The 11466-nt window shown below is 64.5% G+C and carries 7 protein-coding genes; 4 read left to right on the top strand and 3 right to left on the bottom strand.

The genetic code is table 11. The features are described 5' to 3' along the window. Positions 1–24 precede the first annotated feature (24 nt). A complete protein-coding gene (locus BXE_RS31200) occupies positions 25–594 on the top strand; it encodes an FUSC family protein (protein WP_040124630.1) in 570 nt (189 codons plus the stop codon). Here the strand turns inward: BXE_RS31200 and BXE_RS31205 are convergent. Continuing rightward, the gene (locus BXE_RS31205) at positions 591–1541 is read right to left on the bottom strand and encodes an AraC family transcriptional regulator (protein WP_011492116.1); all 951 of its coding nucleotides are present in this window, start codon (positions 1539–1541) and stop codon (positions 591–593) included. The genes BXE_RS31200 and BXE_RS31205 overlap by 4 nt on opposite strands. 116 nt (positions 1542–1657) lie before the next feature. Here BXE_RS31205 and BXE_RS31210 point away from each other — a divergent pair, with 116 nt between their 5' ends. After that, positions 1658–2026, top strand: a complete 369-nt coding sequence (locus tag BXE_RS31210; RefSeq protein ID WP_011492117.1) for a carboxymuconolactone decarboxylase family protein — start codon at positions 1658–1660, stop codon at positions 2024–2026. A 145-nt stretch (positions 2027–2171) separates the two neighbouring features. On the opposite strand, the gene BXE_RS31215 is transcribed toward BXE_RS31210, so the two are convergent. Then, positions 2172–3221: an aldo/keto reductase gene (locus tag BXE_RS31215; protein ID WP_011492118.1), complete on the bottom strand. Its 1050-nt coding sequence runs from the start codon at positions 3219–3221 to the stop codon at positions 2172–2174. A gap of 338 nt (positions 3222–3559) precedes the next feature. Here BXE_RS31215 and BXE_RS31220 point away from each other — a divergent pair, with 338 nt between their 5' ends. Next, complete coding sequence (locus BXE_RS31220; RefSeq protein WP_040124627.1) at positions 3560–8062, top strand: DEAD/DEAH box helicase; 4503 nt, start codon at positions 3560–3562, stop codon at positions 8060–8062. Between the two features lie 204 nt (positions 8063–8266). Beyond that, positions 8267–10270, top strand: a complete 2004-nt coding sequence (gene pdeR / locus BXE_RS31225; RefSeq protein WP_011492120.1) for a cyclic di-GMP phosphodiesterase — start codon at positions 8267–8269, stop codon at positions 10268–10270. A 77-nt stretch (positions 10271–10347) separates the two neighbouring features. On the opposite strand, the gene BXE_RS31230 is transcribed toward pdeR, so the two are convergent. Next, positions 10348–11235 (bottom strand): crotonase/enoyl-CoA hydratase family protein, encoded by an 888-nt coding sequence (locus tag BXE_RS31230; protein ID WP_011492121.1) that lies wholly within the window; start codon positions 11233–11235, stop codon positions 10348–10350. Positions 11236–11466 lie beyond the last annotated feature (231 nt).

Below are 11466 nucleotides of genomic sequence, written 5' to 3' on the forward strand. Positions count from 1 at the left end.
CTGCAACAAGGCTTCTCACATTCAATGACCTTACGCGACGATCCGATACGTACGGCGCGGGCGAGCGCCGCCAATTCGCTGTTTGCCTTTCTCAAGTCGTTGCCGCCCGGCGAGCGCCTGATCGAAGGCGGTTTCATGGCCGTGCAGGCGGTGGCGGGCGCGAGCCTCGCTTTCGCCATCGGCCGCGCGCTGCATACCGAGCAGGCGTTCTGGGCCTGCATCACCGCGATCGCGGTCAGCCAGCATAGCTATATCGACACGCGCAACCTGTCGCGCGACCAGTTCATCGGCGCGATGGTCGGCGGCTTGTGCGGGCTCGTGGGCACGACGCTGGGCGCCGGCTATTTCGCGGCCTATGCGGCTACGGTCGGGGTGGCGATCATCATGTGCTGGATTCTGAACGTCGGCAGTGCGGCGCGTCTGGGCGGCATTACCGCGACGATCATGCTGCTGGTGCCGGGCATGGGTCCGGCGTGGGACAAAGCCCTGCTGCGCCTCGGCGAAGTGACGCTCGGCACGGTCTGCGCGTTGCTGGTTGCCTTTCTCATGTCGTGGATCGAGGAACGCTGGTTCGGCAAGCCGCACAAGACCTAGCTTTGCGCCGCATCGCTCTCCTGCGGAAGACGCCGGTAACGTCCCGGCGTCACGCCCACGCTTTGCTGAAACGCCTTGCCGAAGGCGGCCTCCGATTGATAACCCACCGCTTCGCCGATCTCGGCCGCGCTGCGCTGCGTGCGCCGCAGCAGATCGCACGCTATGGTCATACGGATCTGCGTGAGAAAGTCCATCACCGTCATGCCCGCACGCTCGTTGAAATGGCGTGCATAGGTGGCGCGCGACATGGCGGCGAGCTCGCCGAGTTCCGCAATGGACCACGCCCGCTCGGGGGCGTCCAGCATGCCTTGCACGGAAGCGCCGAGGCGCGCGTCGGCAAGTAGCGCGAGCACGCCCGACCTCGATGCGTTCTGCTCGCCGTGCGCGCGCAACGCCATCGCAAAGAGCGCCTGGCTCAATGCGGTGACGATTGCCAGAGCGCCCGCCTGGCGCCGTTCGGCCTCGGTCCGCATCAGCGCGATTACCGTTTGCAGCGAGCCCAGCGCTTGCATGCCGCTCAGCGAAACATGGAACGGATCGGGCAATGCGTTCAGCAGCAGCGCAGATGATCCCGGTGCATAGAGGAAACGGCCGCACAGAAGATCGACGTCGGCAGAAACGTGCGCGTTATCGTGGCCGTCATTGCGCCGCAACGGCAGCATGCCGTCATGGCCGAGCGTCAACGGCGCGGTGGCCGCCAACCGCTTCACGTCGCGCACGCGATGCGCCGCGCCGCGAGGAAACAGTATGAAATCACCCGCGCCGAGAGCGTGCTGCTTACCGTTGGCGGTTTCGACGATGCACGCGCCGTCCAGCACCAGGTGGAACGGTGCGATGCCGGCTTCCATCGGGTCATGATCGAGGTCGAAGGCGCCCGAAAGCAGGCAACGCAGATCGAGACTGGCTTGCGGCCGGGCGAGGTCGAGCAGTCGGCTGAGCGTATCCATGAGACGCACGCGCTAAAAGTTGAGCGAATCGAGTATTCAGGATATCCCGGCGCAGCGCAATACTTGTCTCACGACGCCGGCACCTGCCGGCGCGCAACAGACCAAGGAGCACTGCCATGTTGAACTGGATCGACTACCGCCAAGAACTGTTCGGCCGTATCGGCGAGATCGCCAAACTGTCGCCGGATACCGTCAGGGGCTATCAGGCGATATCGGGCGCCGGCCAGAAGAAAGACCTGCTCGGCGCCAGAACACGCGAGCTGATTGCGCTCGCCGTGGCGGTCAGCCTGCGCTGTGACGGCTGTATCACCGTGCACACGGCCGAAGCGCTCAAGCATGGCGCGACGCGTGATGAAATCGCCGAAGCGCTGGGCGTGGCGGTCGCGATCAACGCGGGGGCCGCGATGGTGTATTCGGCTCGCACGATGGATGCCGCCGCCGCTTATGCGGCTGAAGCGGCGGACGCAGGCCAGGCCGCTGGTTGAGCACATTGACCCGGCTCGCTGACGGAGTGCGCTGAATGAGTACGCCGACTGAGCGGACAGAATGAGCACAGCATTCGCACGCTGTGCTCACCTCACGCTTCGCGCGGCGTCCGCCCTGCGCTCGGCTGGCTTCTTACGTCCGGCACTACGCCGGATGCCGCACCTCCTCCAACTGCTTGCGGCGCGGCTCGCCCTGACGGTCCAGCATCCAGCCCGGGTACTCCGCCGGCAGCGCGCTGACCTGATCGAGCTTCGCGAGTTCGTCCGCAGTCAGCGAGACGGCGGTGGCCGCGATGTTGTCGTCCAGTTGCTCGACCTTCTTTGCGCCGACGATCACCGAGGTCACCACGCGCTGATGCAGCAGCCAGGCCAGCGCGATCTGCGCCACCGACACCTTCTTCGTCCCGGCGATATCGCGCATCACGTCGATGCAGTCGTACGCACGTTCGCGATTGACCGGCGGAAAATCGAAGGTTGTGCGGCGGCTGCCCGCTTCGCCCTGCTGCTCGCGTCCATATTTGCCGCTCAGCAAGCCGCCCGCGAGCGGACTCCACACCATCAGACCGAGACCCTCGCTGCGCAGCATCGGCGCAAGTTCGCGTTCGAGATCGCGGCCCGCCAGCGTGTAATACGCCTGCAGCGTTTCGAAGCGCGCGAGCCCCAGGCGCTCCGAGATGCCGAGCGCTTTGGCGATCTGCCACGCCGCCCAGTTCGACACGCCGACGTAGCGCACATGGCCGTGCTGCACCAGCGTATCGAGCGCGCGCAGGGTTTCTTCGATCGGCGTGGCCGCATCGAAGCCGTGAATCTGATACAGGTCGACGTGATCGAGTTGCAGGCGCTTCAGACTCGCCTTCACGCCGTCGATGATGTGGTAGCGCGAGGCGCCGCGCGCATTGGGAAACTCGCCCGTCTGGCCGAAGACTTTGGTGGCCACCACCACTTTGTCGCGCGGCACCTTGAGGTTTTTCAGCGCCTGGCCCGTGATCTGTTCGGAGAGACCTTCCGCATAGACGTCGGCCGTGTCGATGAAATTGATGCCCGCGTCGAGCGCCCGGCCGACCAGCCGCTCCGCGTCGCCCTGCTGCAGATCGCCGATCTGCTTCCACATGCCTTCGCCACCGCCGAAGGTCATCGTGCCCAGACATAATTCTGAAACAAACACACCGGTACGGCCCAACTGGTTGTATCGCATTGCCGAGACTCCATCATGGATTCGTGGATGGGTGAGGCGTAGAGAGTACTGCAATTAGAAAAATCCGGCAGAGCGTGAAACGCGCGTGCGCCTGCCGGCCAGCGGGTCGATGTATATTCCAAACTCCTTACGATCCATTCGGCTGCGCGCCTGGCCGTAGCGCATCGTCAGGACGGCAAAAATTGCCGTGGAACGGGCGCTTCGATTGCAACGTTACCGCCGGCAAGTCAGGTTCGGCAAAGCCCGCGCAAACCTGCCAGACTGACTCCTGATCCTTGCAGCTGGCGCGATTTCGTCGCCCTCTGGATATGGCACGTCACGTCCCCATCTATGCAAGCATGACTTCGGCCCCCGCTCTCCCCGCCGCTGCCCCCGGCGCGGCTTCCGGCAACGCATCCGGCCCTGTCGCGACGCCCGCGACGGGGCGATCCACCGCACACGCGCTGGATGATTTCCATCCCGCGGTCGCAAGCTGGTTCCTGAAGACGTTCCCCGCGCCCACCGACGCCCAAGCCGCCGCGTGGCCGCAGATTCGCCGTGGCCGCTCTACGCTGGTGGCCGCGCCGACGGGGTCGGGCAAAACGCTCACCGCGTTCCTGTCCGCGCTCGACGATCTGGTTCAGCAAGGGCTCGCCGCCGGCGGCGCACTGCCCGACGAAACGCTGGTGGTCTACGTTTCGCCGTTAAAGGCGCTGTCCAACGACATTCGCCTCAATCTGCAACTGCCGTTGCAAGGCATCGCCGCGGAACTCGAAGCGCGCGGCTTGCCGGCGCTGGACATCCGCACCGCCGTGCGCACCGGCGACACCACGCAGCAGGAGCGCAACGCGTTGAAAAAGCGGGCGCCGCATATTCTCGTGACCACGCCGGAATCGCTTTACGTGCTGCTCGGTTCGGACTCCGGCCGCCGCATGCTCTCGACCGTGCGCACCGTGATCGTCGACGAAATTCACGCGCTCGCCGGCAGCAAGCGCGGCAGTCATCTCGCGCTCAGCCTGGAGCGGCTGGACGCGCTGTGTCAGCGGCGCTTGCCGCGAATCGGCTTGTCCGCGACGCAAAAACCGGTGAGCGCGGTCGCGCGCTTTCTGGTGGGTGGCGCGAGCATCGACAGCGGCATTCCCGCCGATTGCGCGATTGTCGACGTCGGTCATGTGCGCGAACGCGATCTCGCGCTGGAAATTCCGCCCGTGCCGCTCGAAGCGGTGATGCCCAACGAGGTGTGGGAACGCGTCTACGACCGTCTCGCCGAACTCGTGGCCATGCACCGCACCACCCTGATCTTCGTCAACACGCGCCGCATGGCCGAGCGCGCCGCGCGTCATCTGACCGAGCGGCTGGGCAAGGAGGCGGTTGCCGCGCACCACGGCAGCCTCGCCAGGGAACACCGGTTCGACGCCGAACAGCGCCTGAAACGCGGCGAACTGCGCGTGCTGATCGCCACCGCTTCGCTGGAACTCGGCATCGATATCGGCGACGTCGATCTGGTCTGCCAGATGGGTTCGCCGCGCGCGATCGCACCGTTCCTGCAACGCGTCGGACGCTCGGGGCATCATGTCGGGGGCATGCCCAAGGGCCGGCTTTTTCCGGCTTCGCGCGACGATCTGATCGAATGCGCCGCGCTGCTCGACTGCGTGCGGCGCGGCGAACTCGACGCGCTGCGCATTCCGCGCGCGCCGCTCGACGTGCTTGCCCAGCAGATCGTCGCGGAGGTGTCGAGCGCCGAGTGGAGCGAAGACGCGCTGTTCGACATGATGCGGCGCGCCGCGCCATACGCGGACCTGACGCGCGAACAGTACGACGCCGTGCTGCGCATGCTCGTTGAAGGCTATACGAGCCGCAACGGTCCGCGCGGCGCCTATCTTCACCGCGACGTGTTGAGCGGCACGCTGCGCGGCCGGCGCGGCGGCAAGCTGGTGGCCGTCACCTCGGGCGGCACCATTCCCGAGAACGCCGACTATGCCGTGGTGCTCGAACCGCAGGCGATCAATATCGGCACCGTGAACGAGGATTTCGCCGTCGAAAGTCTGGCCGGCGACGTGTTTCAGCTCGGCAATGCCTCATATCGGATTCTGCGGATCGAAAGCGGGCGCGTGCGGGTCGAGGACGCGCAGGGCCAGCCGCCGAATATTCCTTTCTGGCTCGGAGAAGCGCCGGGACGCAGCGACGAACTGTCGTTCGGCGTCGCGCGTTTGCGCGAGCAGATCGGGCGCCTTCTCGACGGCAAGGATCCGGCAATGCCGGCTACCGTTGCGAACGCAACCGGAACCGAGGTTCAAGCCGAGGAGATAACAACGCTCCCCGTCCGCCTCGACCACGCGACCCAGTGGCTCACCGACAACCTCGGTCTCGACGAAGCCGCCGCGCGCCAGATCGTCGACTATCTCGCCCGCGCGCGTGCCGCGCTCAGCGTGCTGCCCACGCAGAACACCCTCGTCATGGAGCGTTTCTTCGACGAATCCGGCGGCACGCAGCTCGTGATTCACGCGCCGTTCGGCAGCCGCGTGAATCGCGCCTGGGGCCTCGCGCTGCGCAAGCGGTTTTGCCGCACCTTCAACTTCGAACTGCAAGCCGCCGCCACCGAGGACGCGATCGTGCTGTCGCTGACCGGCAGCCACTCCTTCGTGCTCGACGAGGTGTGGCGCTATCTGCATTCGAACAGCGCGGAGCATCTCCTGATTCAGGCGCTGCTCGACGCGCCGCTGTTCGGCGTGCGCTGGCGCTGGAACGCGACCACCGCGCTCGGCTTGCCGCGTTACACCGGCGGGCGCAAGACCGCGCCGCAATTGCAGCGCATGCGCAGCGAGGATCTGCTGGCGAGCGTGTTTCCCGAACAGGCCGCGTGTCTGGAGAACGTGGTCGGCGAACGCGAGCTGCCGCATCATCCGTTAGTGGACCAAACTGTCGACGACTGTCTGCACGAGGCGATGGACAGCGAACGCTGGCTCGCGCTGCTGCGTCGTATCGAACAGGGCGAGGTGCAACTGGTCGCGCGCGATTTGCCGGCGCCCTCGCCGCTCGCCGCCGAAATCCTCAATGCAAAGCCATACGCGTATCTCGACGACGCGCCCATCGAGGAACGCCGCACACAAGCCGTGCTGAATCGCCGCTGGACGGACCCGTCGAGTGCCGACGATCTCGGCGCGCTGGATGCGGGCGCCATTGAAAGCGTGCGCGACGACGCATGGCCGCAGGCACGCAATGCCGACGAAATGCACGAAGCGCTGACGGGCCTCGCCTGCATCACCGATACCGAAGCGCGCCACCACGAAGGCTGGCCGGCATGGCTCGCTTCGCTGGCCGAATCCGGCCGCGCCACCCGCTTGCAGATTGCTGATGACGCCGGCGTGTGGCTGCCCATCGAGCGCCTCACCTGCTTCGAGTCGCTCTATCCCGAGGCCCGATTCTCACCCCCGCTCGCCGCGCCAAAAGGCTACACGGATAGCTGGAATGCCGACGACGCCTTGCTCGACGTGCTCCGTGCGCGCCTGACGGGCTTCGGCCCGCTGCCGGCCAGCGCGATTGCGGCGGCGCTGAAATTACCGGCGGCATCGGTCGAACAGAGTCTCATGCGCCTCGAAGCCGAAGGCTATGTGATGCGCGGGCGCTTCACGCCGCAAGCCGCGGAAGAAGAATGGTGCGAACGCCACCTGCTCGCCCGCATACACCGTTACACGGTGAAACGCTTGCGACGCGAAATCGAGCCGGTGGAACGGCACGACTTCATGCGCTTTCTGTTCGAGTGGCAACACTTGACGCCGGACACCCGCAGCGAAGGGCGCGACGCACTGGCCGCGGTGCTCGAACAACTCGAAGGCTTCCAGGCCGCGGCGGGCGCGTGGGAGGAAGACATCCTGCCCGCACGCGTGAAGGCGTACGCGAATACTTCGCTCGACGAACTATGCCGGGCCGGCAAGATAGTCTGGACCCGTCTGACCGAGCGAGCACGCGGCACCGCGGGGCCGGTCCGCAGCACGCCGATCGTGCTGCTGCCGCGCGCACGGGTACGGGTGTGGAGCGCATTGCTCGATCCGTCGAAACAACCGGAGTTGTCGGCGCGCGCGCAAAGCGTGTATGACGTGCTGGCACAGCACGGCGCGATGTTCTTCGACGAATTGCTGACCGAGGTTCGCGTATTGCGTATGGAGTTGGAGAGCGCGCTAGGCGAACTGGTGGCCGCGGGTCTCGTGAATTCCGACAGTTTCGCGGGCTTGCGTGCGTTGCTGAAACCGGTTGCAAAGCGCAATGCGTTTTCGGGCAGCCGGCGCGCGCGTTCGAGTGCGTTGATCGGCGGCATGGACGACGCGGGACGCTGGGCACTCGTCAGCCGGCCCGCCACTGCGGCAGCCGAAGTTGCGCCGGAGCGCCGCCGGCAATTGCCGCCCGACGTGCTGGAACATGTCGCGATGACACTCCTGCGCCGTTATGGCGTGGTGTTCTGGCGTCTGCTCGAACGCGAGGCAGATTGGCTGCCGCCGTGGCGAGATCTTCTACGTGTGTTCCAGCGTCTCGAAGCGCGCGGCGTGATTCGCGGCGGGCGCTTTGTGAACGGACTCGCGGGTGAACAGTTCGCGCTGCCCGAAGCGATTCCGGTCTTGCGAGAAGTGCGGCGACATGCGAACGATGGTGCTTTTGTTTGTGTCGCCGGTACTGATCCGTTGAATCTCGCCGGTACTTTGCTGGTCGGCGAACGCGTGCCCGCGGTGGCCGGCAACCGCATTCTCTATCGCGACGGCATCGTGGTTGCCACGCTCGTAGCGGGGACTTTCTGGTTCGGTCCTGCTCTGGAAGCGGTTCCTTCCGCGAGAGAACAGGCACGTGCCTGGCTCGCGCGGCGGTTTTGAGGCCCGAAGTGCGTGCGGACTGTTGGAAAATCGCAGCAACTTCAATGCAAAAAAGCGCTAAAGGCGACAGTCGCGCTGACCGTTAATCTTTCTAAGCCCGAACGCCAGCCGCTTCGCTACAATGGGGACAGTCTTAAGTATGATGAAGACTGTTTGCCGACTCCGCCTTCAGGGGGCCAACGGCACACACCGCCCGGGGATCTCATGAACGACGACCAACACGACCAGGTGCTTTTTGCGCAGTTCGGCACAAGCAGCCCATGCTGGCGTCTGTCGAACGACAGCAACGCGCTCGAACTCACGCCCGTGACCGGCGACGTGCCCGCCAATGTCGCCATTCCGCTGAATCCTCAACAAGCCTCGCAAATCCGCTGCCTCACCGGCGTCACCTCGCATCTCGTGCTCGACGTGCGGCTATTCGGCGAACCGTTGCGTCTGCACCTGGTGGGTAAAAAGCTCACCAGCAACTCCTGGGCCGGCACCGCCTCGGCCTATGACGACACCGAGTCCGTCGCGCGCGATCTGGTCCACGGTCTTTCGTTCGCCGAACAGGTTGTCTCCGAAGTGAATTCGGTCGTCGTGATCCTCGACCGGCACGGCCGGATACAGCGCTTCAACCGGCTCGCGGAAGAACTCACCGGCGTCAAGGAAGAGAACATCATCGGCCGCAACGTGTGGGCGCTGTTCATGTCTACTGAAGATGGCGCGGCGTCCAGTCAGAACATTGCGGGCTTCTTCAATCGCGGCGTGTCGTACGAAGTCGAGCGGCGCATCAAAACGGTGCACGGCGAACGGCTCTTTCTGTTTCGCAACAAGTTCGTTCACAGCGGCAGCGGCGTCGAAGAACAGTTCCTGATCTGCTCAGGCACGGACATCACCGAAGAACGGCTCGCGCAGGAACGCCTCACCGAACTCGCGAACACCGACTCGCTCACCGGCCTCGCGAACCGCAACGCGATCCAGGACAGGATCCGCGCCGCCATTGAAGACGCCACGCCGGGCGAAGCGGTCGGCGTGCTGTTCCTCGACCTCGACAACTTCAAGAAGGTCAACGATCACTACGGCCACGTCTTCGGCGACCGCCTGATTCGCGACGTATCGTCGGCCATCAGCCTCTGTCTGAACGAAGGCGATACGCTCGCGCGACTCGGCGGCGACGAATTCATCGTGCTCGCGGCCAGGGGCACGGCGCATGAACTCGAAGTCACCGCGCAGCGCATTCTCGAACGCATGCGCACACCCTTCAGCCTCGGGCTCGTGGAGGTCTACACGGGCTGCTCGATCGGCATCGCGCGGTATCCGGAACACGGCGACAGCCTCGAATCGCTGATCCGTTCAGCGGACACCGCCATGTACGTCGCCAAAGACGAAGGCAAGCGTACGCACCGCGTGTTCTCGCCGGAGATGAACCGCAAGGTCGCCGAGTACATGTGGCTCGACACCAACCTGCGGCGCGGCCTCGATGAAGGCCAACTGACACTGCATTACCAGCCGAAACTGTCGCTCGCCACCGGCGTGGTCCAGGGCGCCGAGGCGCTGGTGCGCTGGAATTCGCCGGAGCGCGGGCAGATCATGCCCACCAAGTTCATCCGTTATGCAGAAGAGTCGGGTCTGATTGGCGTGCTGGGCCGCTGGGTCATGGAAACGGCCGCGAAACAGGCCGCCAAATGGAAAGCGGACGGCTACAACCTGCGCATCGCGATCAACGTGTCGGCGCGGCAACTCGTCGACACGGCGGTGGTCCGCCATTTCAGCGAGGCGCTCCAGCATGCGAACCTCGACCCCTGTCTGATCGATCTCGAACTGACCGAGAGTTGCCTGATCGAAGACGAAACGGCCGCGATCGATCTGATCAAGCAATTCCGCCAGCTCGGCGCTCAGGTTCATCTGGATGACTTCGGCACGGGTTATTCGTCGCTGTCGCAACTCGGCCGTATTCCGCTCGACGTGATCAAGCTCGATCGCAGCTTCGTTCGCTCGATCAACGCCGACCCCAAAGCGCAAGCGCTGGTGCGCTCAATGGTGGTCGTCGCGCAGGAGCTGAATTTCAAGGTGGTTGCCGAAGGGATCGAAACCGAGTCGGAAGAATTGTTCATGAGGGGTCTGGGCGTCGATTACGTGCAGGGTTTTCTGTACGGCCAGGCCATGCCGGCGGCTGAATTCGAGCGCTGGTTGCAGGATAGACAGAAGCTCAGACTGATTGCCTGAGCTCCCGTGCGCCCCGCGGGATTTCCCCTTGGGGGCCGCTCCCCCTTGCGGCTGCCGGTGTTCGAACCCGGGCCGGTTCAGGCGAAATTGGCCGCGCTGGCCGCTGTCTGACGCAGGTTCGCCGTACGCCGGTTCTGCAGCATCACGAGCCGCTCCATGAAGGCCAGGTCCTTTTCTTCGATCGTGAAGGCGGCCTCGACCCAATCCTCCGTGATTTCCATCAACTCGGCGCGCGAAAGTTGCAACACGCGCTGGCGAGCCCGCAGCATCGCGCGGATGCCGTTCATTTTCGGCTTGAGCGTGTCGATGAAAGTGCGGGTCGCCATATAGGCTTCGCCCGGCTCGAACAGTTGATCGACCAGACCTTTGCCGTAATGCCATTCGGCCGTATGCGATTCTCCGACACCGATCAGTTCCTCCGCGAGCCGCATGCCGACTTTACGCGCCACCAGTGAATAACCGCCCATGCCCGGGAACAGATTGAACGCGATCTCCGGGAAGCCCATGCGCGCGTCGCTCTGCGCGAGCAGGAAATGATGTGCAAGCGCGGCCTCGAAGCCTCCGCCGAGCGCCGTGCCCTCCACCATCGCAATCGAGATCGCCCCGGTGTCGAACCCGCGCGACGCCGCATGCACGCAATCGACACACGCCCGCGCGTACGCCATCAGCGCCTGACGCTTGCCGTTGCGGATCGCGTCCGCGAAGAAATCCAGGTCGCCGCCCACGTTGTACATGGTCGGAATCAACGAGCCGGTGACCCAGAAATCGATTGGTAATCCCGACTCTCGCGCTGCCTGTGCGAGTTCCAGAATGTCATGCACCAGATCGAGATTGAAACAGGGCCGCGGCTGCGCCCGCAACATCATCCACATGACGTTGCGGCCTTCTTCGTAGTAAGCGGAAATTTGCGAAAGATTGCCGGCTTCGAGGAACGGACGGCAGGCGTGGTGGTTATGCAGATTCATTTGAACGGTCCTTTTAAGGTTAAACACCTGGTATTGCAATGCGAGCCTAAAGCAGACCGGAATCGGATGGGAGCGGGGTAACCAACAGATGAATGCAAGCCGCGCTCAAAGCCGCACCAGAAGGCGTTTCGGGCAAAGACGGAGGTGCGGTGAAGCGTGGCGCGGACGCAAACGCTTGCGCACCGAAGATGGGCGAAAATGGCCCACGAATAAGCACGGAACGCCTGTCGA

Source organism: Paraburkholderia xenovorans LB400 (genome assembly GCF_000013645.1).
Classification (GTDB): domain Bacteria; phylum Pseudomonadota; class Gammaproteobacteria; order Burkholderiales; family Burkholderiaceae; genus Paraburkholderia; species Paraburkholderia xenovorans.

Excerpts from the sequence above, each read along its gene's own strand:
- BXE_RS31200 (WP_040124630.1), top strand. The coding sequence starts at position 25 with ATGACCTTACGCGACGATCCGATACGTACGGCGCGGGCGAGCGCCGCC.
- BXE_RS31205 (WP_011492116.1), bottom strand. The coding sequence starts at position 1,541 with ATGGATACGCTCAGCCGACTGCTCGACCTCGCCCGGCCGCAAGCCAGT.
- BXE_RS31210 (WP_011492117.1), top strand. The coding sequence starts at position 1,658 with ATGTTGAACTGGATCGACTACCGCCAAGAACTGTTCGGCCGTATCGGC.
- BXE_RS31215 (WP_011492118.1), bottom strand. The coding sequence starts at position 3,221 with ATGCGATACAACCAGTTGGGCCGTACCGGTGTGTTTGTTTCAGAATTA.
- BXE_RS31220 (WP_040124627.1), top strand. The coding sequence starts at position 3,560 with ATGACTTCGGCCCCCGCTCTCCCCGCCGCTGCCCCCGGCGCGGCTTCC.
- pdeR (WP_011492120.1), top strand. The coding sequence starts at position 8,267 with ATGAACGACGACCAACACGACCAGGTGCTTTTTGCGCAGTTCGGCACA.
- BXE_RS31230 (WP_011492121.1), bottom strand. The coding sequence starts at position 11,235 with ATGAATCTGCATAACCACCACGCCTGCCGTCCGTTCCTCGAAGCCGGC.